Source organism: Aeromonas rivipollensis (genome assembly GCF_037811135.1).
GTDB classification, from domain to species: Bacteria; Pseudomonadota; Gammaproteobacteria; order Enterobacterales; family Aeromonadaceae; genus Aeromonas; species Aeromonas rivipollensis.
Window position 1 is genome coordinate 2884391 of record NZ_CP149130.1, and the last position, 17335, is coordinate 2901725.

Annotated in this window: 18 protein-coding genes; 14 read left to right on the top strand and 4 right to left on the bottom strand. The window is 61.3% G+C overall.

The window, feature by feature from the left end; translation table 11 throughout:
• The first annotated feature begins 40 nt into the window (after nt 1-40).
• The 14 genes from WIR04_RS12950 to WIR04_RS13015 all read left to right on the top strand — a co-directional run bounded on the left by WIR04_RS12950 (nt 41) and on the right by WIR04_RS13015 (nt 13013).
• Nucleotides 41-970, top strand: coding sequence for a ZIP family metal transporter (locus tag WIR04_RS12950; protein WP_025326533.1), 930 nt, complete (start codon nt 41-43; stop codon nt 968-970).
• Between the two features lie 356 nt (nt 971-1326).
• The gene (locus WIR04_RS12955; RefSeq protein ID WP_338892563.1) at nt 1327-2085 is read left to right on the top strand and encodes an ABC transporter substrate-binding protein; all 759 of its coding nucleotides are present in this window, start codon (nt 1327-1329) and stop codon (nt 2083-2085) included.
• A 109-nt stretch (nt 2086-2194) separates the two neighbouring features.
• A complete protein-coding gene (gene mtnN / locus WIR04_RS12960; RefSeq protein WP_226173113.1) occupies nt 2195-2887 on the top strand; it encodes a 5'-methylthioadenosine/S-adenosylhomocysteine nucleosidase in 693 nt (230 codons plus the stop codon).
• Between the two features lie 26 nt (nt 2888-2913).
• The gene (locus WIR04_RS12965; RefSeq protein ID WP_338892564.1) at nt 2914-3846 is read left to right on the top strand and encodes a cobalamin biosynthesis protein; all 933 of its coding nucleotides are present in this window, start codon (nt 2914-2916) and stop codon (nt 3844-3846) included.
• Complete coding sequence (locus WIR04_RS12970; RefSeq protein WP_338887443.1) at nt 3839-4678, top strand: cobalamin-binding protein; 840 nt, start codon at nt 3839-3841, stop codon at nt 4676-4678. The genes WIR04_RS12965 and WIR04_RS12970 overlap by 8 nt, the downstream gene beginning before the upstream one ends.
• A gap of 106 nt (nt 4679-4784) precedes the next feature.
• Nucleotides 4785-5789, top strand: coding sequence for a UDP-N-acetylglucosamine 4,6-dehydratase (inverting) (gene pseB / locus WIR04_RS12975; protein ID WP_338887445.1), 1005 nt, complete (start codon nt 4785-4787; stop codon nt 5787-5789).
• Entirely contained in the window at nt 5786-6928 is a 1143-nt protein-coding gene (gene pseC, locus WIR04_RS12980; protein ID WP_338887447.1) for a UDP-4-amino-4,6-dideoxy-N-acetyl-beta-L-altrosamine transaminase, read from the top strand. The genes pseB and pseC overlap by 4 nt, the downstream gene beginning before the upstream one ends.
• Nucleotides 6919-7764, top strand: a complete 846-nt coding sequence (locus WIR04_RS12985) for an aldo/keto reductase (RefSeq protein ID WP_338887449.1) — start codon at nt 6919-6921, stop codon at nt 7762-7764. The genes pseC and WIR04_RS12985 overlap by 10 nt, the downstream gene beginning before the upstream one ends.
• Complete coding sequence (locus WIR04_RS12990; RefSeq protein ID WP_338887451.1) at nt 7761-8516, top strand: glycosyltransferase family protein; 756 nt, start codon at nt 7761-7763, stop codon at nt 8514-8516. Before WIR04_RS12985 ends, WIR04_RS12990 begins: the two co-directional genes overlap by 4 nt.
• Complete coding sequence (locus tag WIR04_RS12995; RefSeq protein ID WP_338887452.1) at nt 8513-9802, top strand: aminotransferase class III-fold pyridoxal phosphate-dependent enzyme; 1290 nt, start codon at nt 8513-8515, stop codon at nt 9800-9802. The genes WIR04_RS12990 and WIR04_RS12995 overlap by 4 nt, the downstream gene beginning before the upstream one ends.
• Nucleotides 9803-10747, top strand: a complete 945-nt coding sequence (locus WIR04_RS13000; RefSeq protein WP_338887454.1) for a hypothetical protein — start codon at nt 9803-9805, stop codon at nt 10745-10747.
• Nucleotides 10729-11292, top strand: coding sequence for a UDP-4-amino-4,6-dideoxy-N-acetyl-beta-L-altrosamine N-acetyltransferase (pseH, locus tag WIR04_RS13005; protein WP_338887456.1), 564 nt, complete (start codon nt 10729-10731; stop codon nt 11290-11292). Before WIR04_RS13000 ends, pseH begins: the two co-directional genes overlap by 19 nt.
• A complete protein-coding gene (pseI, locus tag WIR04_RS13010) occupies nt 11289-12347 on the top strand; it encodes a pseudaminic acid synthase (RefSeq protein ID WP_338887458.1) in 1059 nt (352 codons plus the stop codon). The genes pseH and pseI overlap by 4 nt, the downstream gene beginning before the upstream one ends.
• Nucleotides 12348-13013, top strand: a complete 666-nt coding sequence (locus WIR04_RS13015) for a class I SAM-dependent methyltransferase (protein ID WP_025326520.1) — start codon at nt 12348-12350, stop codon at nt 13011-13013. It abuts the gene before it with no gap.
• Between the two features lie 50 nt (nt 13014-13063).
• Here the strand turns inward: WIR04_RS13015 and WIR04_RS13020 are convergent, their stop codons facing one another.
• Genes WIR04_RS13020 through fliD form a run of 4 tightly spaced genes read right to left on the bottom strand, consistent with a single transcriptional unit; the run spans nt 13064 to nt 17311 of the window.
• The gene (locus WIR04_RS13020) at nt 13064-15151 is read right to left on the bottom strand and encodes a 6-hydroxymethylpterin diphosphokinase MptE-like protein (RefSeq protein ID WP_338887461.1); all 2088 of its coding nucleotides are present in this window, start codon (nt 15149-15151) and stop codon (nt 13064-13066) included.
• Nucleotides 15151-15423: a hypothetical protein gene (locus WIR04_RS13025; protein ID WP_041204450.1), complete on the bottom strand. Its 273-nt coding sequence runs from the start codon at nt 15421-15423 to the stop codon at nt 15151-15153. Before WIR04_RS13025 ends, WIR04_RS13020 begins: the two co-directional genes overlap by 1 nt.
• 50 nt (nt 15424-15473) lie before the next feature.
• Nucleotides 15474-15896, bottom strand: a complete 423-nt coding sequence (gene fliS / locus WIR04_RS13030) for a flagellar export chaperone FliS (RefSeq protein WP_025326517.1) — start codon at nt 15894-15896, stop codon at nt 15474-15476.
• A 20-nt stretch (nt 15897-15916) separates the two neighbouring features.
• Nucleotides 15917-17311 (bottom strand): flagellar filament capping protein FliD, encoded by a 1395-nt coding sequence (gene fliD / locus WIR04_RS13035; RefSeq protein WP_338887464.1) that lies wholly within the window; start codon nt 17309-17311, stop codon nt 15917-15919.
• Between the last annotated feature and the right edge of the window lie 24 nt (nt 17312-17335).

A 17335-nucleotide genomic window follows, 5' to 3' on the forward strand; every position in this document is an offset into this window, starting at 1 on the left:
GGCCCTCTCGTCTCTCCCAACCACAGTCCCCCGAGGCCCCATGGATAACGCGTCGACCCTCAGCCCCTCCTGGTCAGTCCAACTGCGCGAGCAGATACAGGAACGCCCCCTCATCGCCCTGGGACTGCTGCTCGCCCTGGCAACCGTCATGCTGCTCCTGTTGCAGAGCCTCATCATGCTGGCGGCCGGTGACATCAGTCCCGGGGTGCGTTATGGCCTCATCGGCGGTGTCGCGGGGTTTGCCGCTACGGCGCTCGGCGCCCTGCCCGCCCTGTTCCTGCGATCTGTCCCCCAGCGGGTGGAAGACGCCATGCTGGGCTTTGCCGCCGGCATGATGCTGGCGGCCAGCGCCTTCTCCCTGCTGCTGCCGGGGCTGGAGGCGGCCGAGGGGATCACCGGGGACGGCTTTCTCGCCGCCGCCGTGGTGGTGGCCGGCATGACCCTGGGGGTCTTGCTGATGCTGGGGCTGGATCAGTTCACCCCCCACGAGCACGACAAGACGGGCCCCTGCGGCCCCGGCCACGAGAGCTGCTCCCGGGTCTGGCTGTTCGTGTTCGCCATAGCCCTGCACAACCTGCCGGAAGGCATGGCCATCGGGGTCAGCTTCTCCCAGGGGGACATGGCGGTGGGGTTGCCGCTCACCACCGCCATCGCCCTGCAGGACATCCCCGAGGGGCTGGCGGTGGCGCTCGCCATGTCCGCCGCCGGCTTTCGCCCCTCGGTCGCCGTGCTGGTGGCCATCGGCAGCGGCCTGCTGGAACCGCTCGGCGCCCTGCTCGGGGTCGGGCTCGCCAGCGGCATGGCCATCGCCTACCCCATAGGTCTGGGGCTCGCGGCCGGTGCCATGTTGTTCGTGGTCTCCCACGAAGTGATCCCCGAAACCCACCGCAACGGTCACCAGACCCATGCCACCCTGGGCCTGATGGCCGGCTTTGCTTTGATGATGACGCTGGATACGGCCTTGGGTTGATATGGGCGCGAGAGGCCGGGGCTGGATGCAAGCCGTCTTTTCCCACGCGGTGATCCCCGAGCCAATCGCTTCGGCCATCAGACCCATCTCCTCCCGGGGCCGATGGCCGGCTTTGCTTTGATGATGACGCTGGATACGGCCTTGGGTTGATATGGGCGCGGGAGGCGGGGGCTGGATGCAAGCCGTCTTTTCCCACCCAGAGATCCCCGGGCCTGATGGTCGGTTCGCCCTGATGATGAAGCAAGATACGGCCTTGGATTGATAACACGCTGATAAATAGCCTAATGTCTAGTTCCTTGCGTTCCTGATCCGGCTGATGATGGGTGCGCGTCGCCCCTATCGAGACCCTGCATGAGATGATCGTCCGGATGGCTCTGCTGCTTTGCCTACTTGCCCCAGCCAGTGGGGCCGTCGGTGCCACCGAGGTGTACCACACGGCGGCGCAAGCCAAGTCGGCCCCCAAGTACCTGACCCTGGCGGGAGGGAAAACAGGCGGGATCTGCGTCGATCTGTTCAGACGGATGGAAGCGCGGGAGCCGGCCCTGCGCATCGAGGGGGATCAGACCACCCTGCCCCTCAAGCGCCTGGAGAAGAAGGTGCGGCACGGCCAGCTGGATTTCATCTGCGGCGTGGGGGACAGCCCGGAGCGCCGCAGCCAGTTCGTCTATCTGCAACCCGCCATCTTCACGGTGCGCTACCACCTGGCGGTGCGCCACGACGATCCGGTCGAGATACACCGCTGGGAGGACGTCAGGGCACTCGGTCAGCAGGGGAGCATACTCATCAATCACGGCAGCGGCGCCATCGCACGGCTCCAGGCCATCGGCGGCCTCATCATCGACAGCGGCGGGATCGGCAGCAAGGCCAACTACGACAAGCTGTTGATGAAGCGGGGGCGCTTCGTCTACTACCGCTCCCCGGGGTTTGAATCCGATCTGCGCGAGCACGGGCTGGAAGAGCGGATCCGCATTCTCCCCACAGTGATGGAAGAGACCCCCTTCTACATACTGTTCCACCGCCGCAGCACCCCAGAGCGGCTGGCCCTGTTTGCCAACACCTTGCAGCAGCTGGCCTCGAGCGGCGAGCTGGCCACCCTGGTCGAGCACTACCACTGACGCAGGAGATGCCCCGGCAGCCCCACAGGAATGCTCGGCGCCATCGCCAAGTTTTGTTATCATCCCCGCCAACTTTTCCGGCCCAGCGGCCATCGAGACGAGGTAGATGATGAAAGTAGGTATTATCGGCGCCATGGAGCAGGAAGTTGCCCTGCTGCGCAGCCAGCTGAGTGAACCCACCACCCTGCAACTGGGCGGCTGCGAGTTCTATCAGGGCCGTCTGGCCGGTAAAGAGGTGATCCTGACCCGCTCCGGCATCGGCAAGGTTGCCGCCAGCGTCGCCACCAGCCTGCTGCTGGAGAAATTTGCCCCCGATTGCGTCATCAACACCGGCTCCGCCGGTGGCTTCGCCCAGGATCTGCACATCGGAGACGTGGTCATCGCCAGCGAGATGCGTTTCCACGACGTGGACGTGACCGCCTTCGGTTACGAGATGGGTCAGATGGCCCAGCAGCCCGCCGCCTTCCCCTGCGATGACAAGCTCATCGCCCTGGCCCAGGCCTGCATCGCCGAGCAAGGCAAGCACCAGACCAAGGTCGGCCTCATCTGCACCGGTGATCAGTTTATGTGCAAGCCGGACGCCATCGCCAAAGCCCGCGCCGACTTCCCGCAGATGCTGGCAGTCGAGATGGAAGGGGCCGCCATCGGCCAGGTATGTCACATGTTCAAGGTGCCCTATCTGGTGGTGCGCGCCATGTCCGACATCGCCGGCAAGGAGCAGGTGGAATCCTTCGATGCCTTCATCGAGGTGGCGGGTCAACACTCCGCCGAGGTGATCATCGCGCTGCTCGGCAAACTGTGATCGATACCCTCTCCTGGGACGCCCTGATGACCGCCCTCGCCTCGACGACGGCGGCCATCATGGTGGGTGCCGCCCTGCTGGAGGCCCTGCTGCCCTGGCCCGCCCGTTTCAGGCCCGGCGCCACAGTGCCGCTGCTGACCCGCCTCGGCCACAAGGTGTATCGCCCGGACGGTTCCCCCAGTCAGCAACGCCAGGCGGGGCTGCTGGCCCTGCTGGTGGTCTGGGTCCCCTGCGCCGCCGGCCTCTGGGCGGTGCGCAACCTCTCCCTCTCCGAACCCCTGTTCGACCTGCTGTTCCTGCTGCTGATGCTGGAATCACGCCCCCTGCGGGAGCTTGCCCAGGGGAGCCGCGCCCTGGCAACCCAGGAGACCCTGGTGGTGGCGAGGTTGCAGGCAGCAAGCTGGCTCAGGCGAGAGACGGGCGCGCTCTCGGTGATGGGATTGAACAAGGCGGTGAGCGAGACCTGCGTGCTGCGCCTGGTCGGCCAGTGGGCCGGCCCCCTGCTGGGCTTTGCCCTCGCCGGGGTGCAGGGGGCCCTGCTCTGGCGTCTCGCCCAGCTGATGAATCAGGCCTGGAGCCCGAAACAGGCGGAGTTCGTCCACTTCGGCCGCGCCGCCAGTGCGCTCTATCAGGGGCTCTGTGCCCCCGCCATATTGCTGCTGGCGCTCCCGCTTGCGCTGACCCGGTTGCGTCAGCTTGGGGGCAAGCTGCGCCTTGCCCTGCGCTGGCCCTATCCGGCCATGGGTGGCCTGCTCAGCCTGCTGGCACAGACCACGGGCTGCCGCCTCGGGGGCCCCCGCTACTACCAGGGCCAGCTGGTGCGCCTTGCGGTGTTTGACGAAGGCGCCGAACCCGATGCAGCCCTGCCCCTGCGCCTGCTCCATCGCCTGCTGCTGATCGGCTGGGGCTGGCTCGGGCTCTCGCTGCTCCTGACCCTGATGACACTGACCCATGGCTGACCGCTTTCCCCTTCGCGCCCTGTGCCTGCTGCTGTGCCTGCTCGGCTGGCCCCTGTCCGGTGCGGCGGCCACCCCGCAGCGCATCATCAGCCTCACCCCCCATCTGACCGAGCTGCTGTACGACATAGGGGCCGGGGATCGCATAGTCGCGACCGACGATGCCTCCGATTTCCCCCCCGAGGTGGCGCCCCTGCCCCGGGTCGCCAACTATCGCAGCATCAACCTGGAGGCACTTCTAGCCCAGAAGCCGGATCTGGTGGTGGCCTGGCGCTCGGCCCAGTCCCGCATGCTGGCCCCCGTCGAAAAGCTTGGTATCCCCGTCTTCTACTCGGAGCCCACCGACTTTGCCTCCCTGGCCACCGAGATGCGCAGCCTGGGGCGCCTGCTCGGCACCCGGCAGAAAGCCGACCAGCAGGCCGACGCCTATCTGGCCAGGCTCGATGCGCTGAAACAGCGCTACGGCAAGCCCAAGCCGGTCTCGGTCTTCTATCAGCTCTGGTATCCACCGCTGACCAGCGTCAACGACTCGACCTGGCCGGGCCGCGCCATCAGGCTCTGCGGCGGCCGCAATCTCATGGCGGATGCCAAGACCCCCTATCCCCAGGTCGGGCTGGAGCAGGTGATCAAGGCCAACCCCGGGCTCATCCTGGCCGGCAGCCGGGATCCCGCCGTGCTGGCCCACTGGCGCCAGTGGCCCATGCTGGATGCCGTCAAGCAGCAGCGCCTCGTCCTCATCAACCCCGATGAACTGCACCGCTTCACCCCGCGGGCCCTCAACGCGGTGGAGCAGCTGTGTGAGGCCATCGCCCGCAGCAAGCCGCCATCGACCTGAGGCCCAGGCTTCACATCGGGCGAGCCCTCCGATGGCTCGCCACAAGATATGGCATAAAATATGCTTTCTATCCTGACAGATACTCACTCCATAACGGGACTATGACATGTTCAACGGAAAAACGATCCTGATCACCGGGGGTACCGGCTCCTTTGGCAAGAAGTTCATCGAGGCGGTTCTCTCCCTGTACACGCCGAGCCGTTTGATCGTCTATTCCCGTGATGAACTCAAGCAATTCGAGATGCAGCAGCGCTTCAACCATCCCTGCATGCGCTACTTCATCGGCGATGTGCGCGATGCCGAGCGGCTCAACATGGCCATGCACGGCGTGGACTTCGTGGTTCATGCCGCCGCCCTCAAGCAGGTGCCGGCCGCCGAGTACAACCCCATGGAGTGCATCAAGACCAACGTCGGGGGCGCCGAAAACGTCATCAAGGCGGCGCTCAACAACGGGGTCGAGAAGGTGATCGCCCTCTCCACCGACAAGGCCGCCAACCCGGTCAACCTCTATGGCGCCACCAAGCTCTGCTCCGACAAGCTGTTCGTGGCCGCCAATAATATGGCGGGCAAGCACCCGACCATCTTCTCGGTGGTGCGTTACGGCAACGTGGTGGGGTCGCGCGGCTCTGTGGTGCCCTTCTTCGACCGGTTGATCAGGGAAGGGGCCAGCCGCCTGCCCATCACCCATGGCGAGATGACCCGCTTCTGGCTCACCCTGCAGCAGGGGGTGGAGTTCGTGCTGACCAACTTTGCCCGCATGAAGGGGGGGGAAGTGTTCGTTCCCAAGATCCCGTCGGTGCGCATCACGGATCTCGCCAGCGCCATGGCCCCCGAGCTGCCCCAGGAGATCATCGGCATCCGCCCGGGCGAGAAGCTGCACGAGGTGATGTGCCCAGCCGATGACTCCTACCATACCTATGAGTTCAAGGACTATTACGTCATCGCCCCCAGCATCACCTTCACGAGTCGCAACAATGACTTCGCGATCAATGCCCTGGGGGAGCAGGCGATCTTGGTCGAGCCCGGCTTCGAATACAATTCCCTCAATAATCGCCATTTCCTGTCGATAGAGGAATTGAAAGCGATGAACCAGCAGGTGCTAACCGAATGATCCCCTATGGACGCCAATCCATCACAGATGAAGATATCGATGCCGTCGTTGCCGTCCTGAAGTCGGACTATCTAACACAAGGTCAGATGGTGCCCGCCTTTGAGCAGGGACTGGCCGACTACTGCCGGGCCCCCCATGTGATCGCCTGTAACAACGGCACCACGGCCCTGCATCTTGCCTGCGCCGCGCTGGAACTGGGCGCGGACGACTGGGTCTGGGTCTCGGCCATCAGCTTCGTCGCCTCGGCCAACTGTGCCCGCTACTGCGGTGCCCAGGTGGATTTCGTCGATGTGGAGCCCGAGACCGGCAACCTCTGCGTGGCAGCGCTGCGCGCGAAGCTGCAAGGCGTCCAGGGCAGCCCTCGCCAACCCAGGGCCCTTGTCGCCGTGCATCTGGCGGGCCAACCCTGCGATCTCGCCGAGATTGGCGCCCTGTGCAGGCAGTATGGCGTTCACCTCATCGAGGATGCCTGCCATGCCCTGGGGGCCAGCTATCGGGGGGACCCCATCGGCAGCTGTGCCCACAGCGACATGACCGTCTTCAGCTTCCATCCCGTGAAACCCATCACCACGGGGGAAGGGGGCGCGGTGACCACCCGCAGTGCCGAGCTGGCGGCCAAGCTTCGCCTCTATCGCAGCCATGGCATCACCCGGGACCCCGAGCAACTGAGCGCTCCCAGTCCAGGTGGCTGGTACTACGAGCAGCAGGTGCTGGGCTTCAACTATCGGCTGACCGACATCCAGGCGGCACTGGGTTCAAGCCAGCTCCGCCGCCTGCCCCTGTTTATCGACCTTCGCCAGCAGTTGGCCGCCCGTTACGACGCCCTGCTGACCCGGCTGCCGGTGCAGCCCCTGCGTCAAAGGGATGACCGCCGCAGCGGCTACCACCTCTATGTGGTCCAGGTCGCCGACCGGGATCGGGTGTTTGCGCAGCTGAGGGAGGCTGGCATCGGCGTCAACGTCCACTACATGCCCATTCCGGCCCAGCCCTATTACCGTGATCTGGGCCATGATCCCGCCGATTATCCCGGCGCCCAGGCCTACTACCGGCAAGCCATCAGCCTTCCCCTGTTCCCGGCCCTCTCATCAGCCGAGCAGGACAAGGTCGTCGAGGCCCTGGAGCGGGTACTATGCGCCTAGCCTTGGGGACTGTGCAGTTCGGGCTCGCCTATGGCATCAGCAATAGCGCGGGCGAGGTAGCGGATGACGAACTCGACACCATACTGGCCCTGGCACGCCAGCTGGGCGTGGATACCCTGGACACGGCCCAGGCCTATGGCAATGCCGAGGCCAGACTCGGCAGCCGTCACACCGCCGATTTTCAGCTGGTCAACAAGCTGGCACCGGGCATCCAAGCCACAGAGGTCGCCACCTCGGTGACCAGCAGCCTGCAACAGCTGGGGCGCACCAGGCTGGATGGCTTGCTGCTGCACCGCAGCCAGGATGCCAGCCCTGCCCTGTTCGAGGCGTTGGCGACACTGCAGCAAGAGGGCAAGGTGGGCAAGACAGGGATCTCCGTCTACTCCCCCGAGGAGCTGGCACTGTGGCTGGAGCAGGGTTACCCCCTGGAGCTGGTGCAGTTACCTGCCAACCTGCTCGATCAGCGCTTTTTACGCTCGGGCTGGCTCGACCGATTGCAGGACTTGGGGTGTGAAATCCATGTGCGCTCCCTCTTCCTGCAAGGCCTCTTGTTGATGCAGCCGGGCCTGCGTCCCGACCATTTTCACCCCTTCAGCGAACAGTTGGCGCGGCTGGATGGGTGGCAGCCCCACCTATCCCCCCTCCACAAGGCACTCTCCCTGATCCCGGCCCTGCCCCAGGTGAGCCGCTTCGTGGTGGGGGTCTGTCATGCCCATGAGCTGGCGGCGATCGCGTCGGCCTATGCCCATCTGCATCCGTGCCATGACAACGAGCTGGCCGCCCTCGCCTGCAACGAGCCGGCCCTCATCAACCCAGCCTTGTGGAGAACATCATGATCCTCGGTATCCTGCAGGCCAGAGCCGGCTCCAGCCGACTGCCGGGCAAGGTGCTCAAGCCCCTGCTAGGCGCCCCCATGCTCGCCCGCCAGATTGAACGGCTCAAGCGCTCGGCCAGACTGGATCAGCTGGTGGTTGCCACCAGTGACCAGGCCGACGACCTGGCCATAGCGGCCCTCTGCGCAGAGCTGGATGTTCCCTGTTATCGCGGCCTCCTGGACGACGTGCTGCAGCGCTTTCATCTGGCGGCGCAACCCTTTGGCCCCAGCCAGATTGTCAGGCTCACCGGCGACTGCCCCCTCGCGGATCCCGCCCTCATCGACGAGCTCATCGAGCTTCATCTGACCGGCGGCTATGACTACAGCAGCAACTGCTGGGATCCCAGCTACCCGGACGGACTGGATGCGGAGATCCTGAGCGCAGCCACCCTCGATCTGCTGGCCGAACGCGCCCAGAGCCCGGCCCAGCGCGAGCATGTGACCTACTACATCCGCCAGCATGCGGATCAGTTCAAGATTGGGACACTGAGCCGCACCCCCAGCCTGGCCCACCTACGCTGGACGGTAGACGAGCCCGCCGACTTCGAGCTGGTCGAGCAAATCTACCGCCGCCTCTATCCGGTCCAGCCCGCCTTCACCACAGAAGACATCCTCGCCCTGCTGGCGCGGGAGCCGCAACTGGCGACCCTAAACACCCAACACCAGCGCAATGAAGGGCTGGCAACCTCACTGGCCAAGGAGAAGCATTCATGACCTCACGTTATCAGCATTCACTGGCACTCTCTGTCCGTGCAGAGCAGAGCATTCCCTTAGGGTCCCAGACCTTCTCCAAGAGCCGCCTCTGCTTCCCCTACGGCGCCGCCCCGCTCTTTATCGAGCGCGGCCAGGGCGCCAGGGTATGGGACGTGGATGGCAACGACTATCTGGACTTTGCCAGCGGTCTGCTGGCCATCAGCCTGGGTTACTGCGACCAGGATGTGAACCAGGCCGTGCTGGAGCAGCTCAATCTGGGCTCCATCTTCTCACTTCCCCATCGGCTGGAAACCGAGGTGGCCGAACAGCTGATCGAGCTTATCCCCTGTGCCGAGATGGTGCGCTTTGGCAAGAACGGCACCGATGCTACCTCCGCCTGCATCCGCCTCTCCCGCGCCGTCACCGGTCGGGAGCGGGTCGCCGTCTGCGGCTACCACGGCTGGCAGGACTGGTACATCGGCTCCACCACTCGCCACCTGGGGGTGCCCGAATGCGTACGCGAACTGACCCATCGCTTCGACTACAACGATCTGGGCTCCCTCAAGACCCAGCTGGAGGCCCATCCCGGCGAGTTTTCCGCCGTGATCCTGGAACCCATGAACGTCGCCTGGCCCACCCCCGAGTTCCTGCCCGGGCTGCGCCAGCTCTGCGACGAGCACGGCGCCCTGCTCATCTTCGATGAGACCATCACCGGCTTTCGCTTCCACCTCGGCGGTGCCCAGACCCTGTTCGGCGTCACGCCGGATCTGGCCGCCTTTGGCAAGGGCATGGCCAACGGTCTCCCCATCTCCGCCGTGGTGGGCCGCCGCCAGTACATGGGCCGCATGGAGGATATCTTCTTCTCCGGCACCTTTGGTGGCGATGCCATCGCCCTGGCGGCGGCCAACGCCGTCATCAAGAAGATGCGCCGGCTCGACGTGCCAGCACAACTGGCAGAGCGGGGCCAGCAACTGCTCGATGGGCTCAACGCACTGCTGCAACAAATAAACGCCCCGAGCTGGCTGCAAAGCGCCGGTCACCCGAGCTGGAGCTTCCTGCTGATCGGCGACTCGGCCAACCACTCCAGCTGGCTGCTGAAAAGCTACTTCATCCAGGAGCTGTGCAAGCGTGGCATTCTCAGCCTCGGCAGCCACAACCTCAACCTCGCCCACAGCGAGCAGGACGTTCACACCCTGCTGAACGTCTATGCCGAGGTGCTGCCAGCGCTTATCCGTCTGGATGCCGACAAGGCCATCCATCAATCTCTGGATGGCGAGCCGATCCAGCCGGTGTTCAAGGTGCGCTGAGTGCTGCCCCTGTGGATTTTCAGCGAAGGGGACAAGCGTCGGGGTCTGGGTCACCTCAGTCGCTGCAGCGCCTATGCCGCCGCCTGGCGGCAACAGGGCGGCACTGTCCACTGGGTGGTCGAGGGCGATGATCTTGCCAGCGCCATGCTCAAGGAGGAGTCCGTTCGCTGGGGCAACTGGCAGCAACAGTCCATCTCTCCACAGCAGGCGGTCGCCATTGTCGACTCTTATTCGGCGAGCCTGACGACACTGCAGAGCATAGCGGCAGGTTTTGTGCGGGTTATTTACCTCGATGACACCGAGCGCCTGGACTATCCAGAGGGGATGGTGATCCATGCCAGCCCCGGAACCCCAGGCAACAAGTGCGGTACCGCCACCTGGCAGTGGGGACCGGGTTGGCAGCCCCTGCGCCCTCCGTTCTGGTCCGTTCCCGCCCGAACCCGGGTTCCCGAGCGCATCGAGCGCATCCTGATCATCATGGGGGGAACCGACGTGCGCGACCTGACTCCAGGGCTGGTCACCTGGCTACGCCAGCACTGTCCGGAGGTGGAGCTGGACGTCGTCATCCGGGAACACGATCCGCGACTGTCGGGATGCAGGCAACATCACCGCCTCGATGCCAGCCAGATGGCCGCTCTCATGTGTCGCTGCGATCTGGCCATCAGCAGTGCCGGACAAGTGACCTATGAGCTGGCGCGCTGTGGTCTGCCGGGCATCCTTGTCGGCGTTGCCGACAACCAGGCCAGTCAGCTGGCTGGCTGGTGCGGCCTTGACGCCTTCCTCCCGGGCGGCTGGTGGCATGATGCCGACTTGCTCTCCCGGCTGGAACAAGGGCTGGCAAGACTGGCTGCACCGGATGAACGCACCAGACGAGCACACAGGCTGCAAGCGCTGATGGCAGGAAACGGCACCCTGGAGGCCCTCTCATGGCTCAACCAGAGATAGATCTGCAGCGGCGCTTCGAGCTGGCAGATGTCACCCTCATCCCTTTTTCCATGCTGGACGAGCAGCAGATAGTGGCTGTCTGGCAGATGCGCAACCATCCGGAGATTGCACGCTGGATGAACACAGGGGGTGACATCAGCCTGGAGGCGCATCGCGCCTTCATGGCACGCCAACAGCAGGAGACCCGCAACCTTAACTACCTCTGCCAGGATCCTCAAGGGATCCTGGGGGTACTCTCCCTGCACCGGCTGGACTGGCACAATCGCCTGGCCTGGCTCGGGATCTATCGCAATCCCTGGCGCAGCGAGAAACGGCTTGGCGCGCGCCTGCTGACCGCCGTCAACCGGCTCGCCTTCGAGGTCGCCCATCTGCACAGTCTCAAGCTGGAGGTCGCGGCGGATAATGAAAGAGCCATCCAATCCTATCTGAGAGCAGGCTTTCGCCATGAAGGCGCCTGGCGGGAGGCGGTCTATCGCCCCCAAACAACAAACCATGTCGATCTCGTGCTGATGGGGATCACTGAACAGGAGTGGACACATTCATGACCCAAGCCATGGCGAGCGCCATCAATCCGGATCGCTGCTTCATCATCGCCGAACTGTCTGCCAACCATGGCCACTCCCTGGAGACGGCGCTGGCGACGGTACGCGCGGCCAAGGCATGTGGTGCCGATGCCATCAAGATCCAGACCTACACGGCCGACACCATCACCCTGGATTGCGACAATGAGTATTTCCAGATCAATCAGGGCACCATCTGGGATGGCACCACGCTCTACAAGCTCTATCAGGAGGCCTATACCCCCTGGGAGTGGCATGCCGCCATCCAGGCCGAGGCGCAGAAAGAGGGGCTGGTCTTCTTCTCCACCCCCTTTGATGTCACAGCAGTCGATTTTCTGGAAGGTCTCGATGTCCCCCTCTACAAGATCGCCTCGTTCGAAATCACCGACATTCCCCTGATCGAATACGCTGCCAGCAAGGGCAAGCCGATGATCATCTCGACCGGCATCGCGACCCTGGCCGACATCGATGCTGCAGTGCAGGCCTGCCGCCGCATGGGCAATCAGGATATTACCCTGCTCAAGTGCACCTCCTCCTACCCCGCTCCGGTGGAGGAGGCCAACCTGCTCACCATTCCCAATATGCGACAGACATTCGGGGTGAAGGTAGGATTGTCCGACCATACCCTGGGAGAAGCCGTGGCCATGGCCGCCACCGCGCTGGGGGCTCGCGTGATTGAAAAACACTTCATTCTGGATCGCGCCCTGGGAGGGCCGGATGCCTCCTTCTCCATGACACCGGACGAGTTTTGCCATATGGTCGACGGGATCAGGCAGGTTGAAGCCGCCCTGGGCGAGGTCTGCTACAGCCTCAATGACAAGGCGATGGCAAACCGGCATTTCTCCCGCTCACTCTTCGTCTGTGAGCCGATGAAAGCAGGAGAGGTCTTTACCCCCCGCAATGTGCGCTCCGTCCGGCCTGCGGATGGATTACCCCCGGCTCACCTCCCCTCCCTGCTGGGTCGCCGTGCAAGCCAGGATATTCAGGCTGGCACACCGCTGGCATGGCCATTGATTGCCCAAGTTGCCGAGGAGCAGTAAATGCAACAGAAAAACGTCTTCATGGCCCGGGAAGGGAACGAGTGGTACGAGCGCAACAAGGCCGCCATCCTCGAGAAATCCCTGGCGAGTGACCCCATCTTCAAGGCGTTGGAATACCTGGGCAGCAAACCTGCCAGTATCCTGGAGATAGGCTGTGCCAACGGCTGGCGGCTGGCACAGCTGGCAGAGCACTACGGCGCCCGTTGCTATGGGGTGGATCCTTCGGCCAGCGCCATCCAGGATGGGCTCTCCCGCTATCCAGGGTTGCAGCTCACTGTGGGAACCGCCGACAGCCTGCCCGAAATAGAACCGGTCGATCTCATCATCTTCGGCTTCTGCCTCTATCTGTGCGATCCCCAAGATCTGTTCAGGATTGCCGCCGGCAGTGATGCCCTGCTGGCCGACCGGGGCCTCATGACCATACTGGATTTCAATCCCCCGGCCGGCCACTATCGCAACGACTATCAGCATCACGCCAATCTCTTCAGCTACAAGATGAATTACGGAGAGTTGTTTGGCTGGCACCCGGGCTACCATCGCCTGTTTGAACATGTGCAGCATCACGATGGTGGCGCCGAACTTGAGCCGGATGCGCTGATCTCGGTGCAGATCCTGCGAAAGGATGCGAGGCTACTCGCGGCGCAGAATCCTTATCCCAAGGGATAGAAAAACACCGGCCCAAGGGCCGGTGTTTTTATTTGCTTAAACTTTTTCCTTTATTTTCTGAACAGCGCCATCACTTCGTTATCTATCATATCGACGCTGTCGAGTGCCCTCGGATACATGTCTCTGACTTTCGCCAAGAACTCCAACCAGAGTTCGATGGCCGGCTTCATCAGCACCAGTGTCTCCTCCTCCCCCTCGAAGGAGTAGAGAATGGAGCTCAGCAGGGTAAATACATAGTTCATCGAACCTATCATGGTTTGTGAAATATGCTGCTGGCGTGTGGCAGAAATCTGGGCAAGATAGCCAAAGTTGCGCAGCATCAGCTGATTTATCTCATTGCGAGACGTGAAATTCTGTTGCCATTCGGCCACCATCTTGTCGATGAACATATTGAAGAATTCGACGTCAAGCAGCGAAGAGAAGTCTTGCTTGCACAAAGGGATCGGGGCACAGAGCGCCACTATCTCCCCCAGCAGGGCAGACTTGTCAACCGGCATAGAGAGGCTTATCTCGGTAATTGGCAAGGCCCTCGCCTTCTCAATCCTGGCACCATCGCTGCAATTGAAGCAGCGAACATCTTGATGGGTTGCAAGCTCTTGCTCGATAACTCGCCGCGAGGTGTCAAACATGGCGTTGCTGATAATGGTGCCGCCAAAATTCCCTTCCCGTTGCCATAGGCTATCGCCATACATCATCTCCCCCAAGGCCCCGGCACTCTCCTCGTTGTTGTAGTAGGAGCTGAGCTTGGAATGATGGTGCCCCTTGTGTTTGTAGCCGTTATCCAGACCGAACAGATACAGGTTTTTAAAACCAAGATGGATGGGGGCACTGACACCTATATTGCCCACCAGGGGGTTTACCCCACCGAGGGCCGCGATGGCGTTCAAGTGGGAAAAGTAATTATGGTATAGCCCGACACCAGGCTCACCCAACTTGAAGGCAAGCGCCGAACGGTTGAATAGCGAAGCGCAATCGGGGTGAATGACATCAGTACTCAGGAAGAGGACATCGCGCAGGTAATCAGGATCGTTCAGATTGACCAGGAAGTCATAGACTATCTTGGTCCGCTCAGTCTCAACGTGAATATCCGGCTTGATGCCAACTTTGTGCAAGGCCGAAATGGCGCTGCCACATGAGATGATGATGGCCTTGTCTTTGTTTTTCTCGATGACAGAGATGGAATCATCCAGCGAAGGGCCATTGGCAATAATAAAGACAGGTGTCCGAGAATAATCAGGCGGGATCCGCCCCCCCTTTTTCAAAAAGGGCACAGAACGTTCGATATTATTGATGGTGTGAGACAGGGCGATCAGATTGTCATCGAAAAAGCCCCACCCCATGACCAGCAGATAATATTCCTGCTGCACCTTCTCTATCAGCTTTCTTATCTTCTCGTTCTGATAGCCCCACATGACGAAAGCGTTGGCGATCAGGAAAGAGCCACGGCTGTGAATGGCCGAAGCAAAATCCTTGACGATGGTTTCTTCATCCTGCCCCAGCAGAATGTGCAACCCCAGATTCTCCTGATGCAGATAAGTCAGCAATGGCGCCCAGTCGAAGCAGAACAGGGACGCGTAGAAGAGATCCAGGTCCGGCTCAAACAGGAAGAGAGTACCGATCTTGCACCTTTCATAAAGATAACCGAGGTGATACCCCAGACCCACCCCGAAGATCAGGGCGCTCGGCACCTCATGGGGCACCTGGCCCAGCCTCTCTTCCCGCGCTGAAATGTCGTCAAGATAGGCATTGAGCTTGTTGAGGTACTCGACATGCATGAAGCCGAGGGGGTTGGCCTCCTGGCTGAAGGAGAACCTGGATAATCCCCCCTTCTCCATGAACTCCTTAACCAGCGTCTCACAGATGAGATAAGGCTCGGCACCGTACACGGCGACATCATCATCCAGCCATGCCAGATTGGGTTGACCGTTTTCACTGCAGAAGAACTTGAATGGACGAGCGGGCTGATAGTCCTCATACATGTCGGCGATATGGGGAATATATTGGCGAAACACCGCCATATTTTGTGCAAAGCGAAGGGGCAACGCCACCTTCATGGCAGCTTCCTGCTCTGCTTGCTGCTGAAGTCGCAGTGCATCCTGTTCCGCTTTTATCAGGGCTGCATCAATATTGCCTGGCATCAGAACTCCTTGCTGTTTGCACGATACGCTTGCCCGGCCCTGCTGGCTTTCCCAACATGGGTCAGCTGTTCGAAAATGGCGTGATGATGGCTGGCTGCCAAGGCTTTCGTGCTCTCTTCTTGAATTGACAGTTCGCCAGCCAGGGCTGCAACAGCCTGTTGTTGCTCAGGGTCATCTTGCGCAAGCTGCACCAGACGATCTATCAACGCCAGCCGCTCATCCATGCAGAGCAGGGCCTCATCATATTGCTGCTGCTGCAACAGTGCGTCCATCAAGCGGGTATTTTCCCGCAGTGCGTCATCGAGCTCGGTGAGAGTGGCTCTCACAGCTCACCCAGCTGCTGTCTCATCTGAAAACCTTGCTGTTTTTCAGCCTCGGGCAATTGATCCCAACCGGATTTGATGGTCAGCATCAGTCCCATGACCTCGTCGAGGGGGGCGATGTCCCGTGCCAGACTGGCATCCCAGATACGTTCATCCATATAGGCGTAAAGCCCATACAGGTCTTCTGCCATGGCGCCCTGACTCATATCCAGCGCATCCTGCAAACCATGCAGTAATCCCTGCGCCTTGGAGATGGCAACCGATTTGGCCTCCATGTCCTGGCGTTCGATGGCGCCCTTGGCTTGTGCCAGGCGTTCCAGGCACCCCTGCATCATCAATTGAATGACACGGTGAGGATCCGCCGTGGCCAGATCGGCGGCGAGGTTGCCTGCTGTATAGGCTTTGATATTGCGCTTGTACATATTTCAATACTCTCGATCTATCAAGATTTCTGATAATTCGTCTGCAGAGTGGACAATGCAGAGGCCGAGTTGTTCATCTTGACCAGCAAGGCATCCAGGCTGCCATATTGGGCACGCAGTGAGGCTTCATATTTTGCCAATTGTGCACTGGCCGTTGCGGTTTTCTGGGTAAGAGCACGCAAGTCCGAGTTCAAGACATCTTCTCGTTGTGCCAGCATGCCACCGCTCTTGGTATATTCTTTCAAGCCGGTATTCAAGGTGCCCGCCAGGCCCTTCTCTCCACCAAACAGCGCCACAACCTGATCGAAGTTCTTGTCGACGGCTTCGCCAAACTTCGTCTTGTCGAGGGACAGCTTGCCCTTGTTGTCCATCTTGATACCGACCTCGAAGATGGTGGAGTAGGTACCGCTGTTCTGGGAAGGGCTGACCAGCAGATTGCTCATGAATGATTCGATGGCTCTTGTGGTTGAGTCACCGGCCAGAGCACCGCCATCGTCCTGCTTCACACCACCCACGAAGGTGTTGCGTTTGCCCAGGGAATTCATCTTGTCTTGCAGGGTGTTGTAACCATCCACGAACTGCTGGACAAGCTCCTGGATAGAGGTCTTGTCGGTCGTGATATCGACCTTGTTTGCCTTGAGCCCCCCCGTACTGTCTTTATCCGACACCCGCAGCACCGTCACCTTGAGGTCCTGGATAGAGTCATCAAAGGTATTGGTGTCGCTCTTGAGTACGTTGCCATCAACAGAAATCTCTGCACTGCTGGCAGCCCGAGTCTGGTTCATGACACCGCCCCCCGACTCGAAGATGGCGAGCTCCGCGGTATCCCCGGTGATGTTCAGGTCCTTGCCATCGCCCGAGATGCCGGAATCGATCACCAGCTTGGCCTTGCCATCCGCCGTGTTGACTATGTTGGCGCTGAGGCCGAAGTTGTCGCCATTGCTGTTGATGCTCTTGCGAATGTCTTGCAGGGTATCGCCCGCTTTCACATCCACCTTGAATGTCTTGTCGCCAGCCTTGAAGGTCAGTTGCCCATCCTGGGTGACCAGAGAGGTGGTGGAACTATCGAAAATGCCTTCCTGACGACTCGTTTCCGCCAACTTATTGACGATGATGTTGTATTGCCCATTGGAGGCGCCAGACTTGCTCTCCACCTTCAATATGGGGTCGTCTTTGCTCTGGGTGATGTTGATGGCGCGTTTGTTGAAAGCACCGGGGGCACTCAGCTTGTCGAGGATGTCGGTGAAGGCAGAGATGGAGGATTTCAGCTGACCTATGCCAGACAAGGTGATCTGGGTGCTGTTTTGTTTGGTGACGATCGGTTGTTGCAACTGGGCTTTTTTCGCTGCCACACTCGCCGAGATCACACTTTCAAGATCGAGCCCGGATCCCGCCCCCGCAGAGGTAATTGCCATACATCCTCCTGTCTATCGACTTTA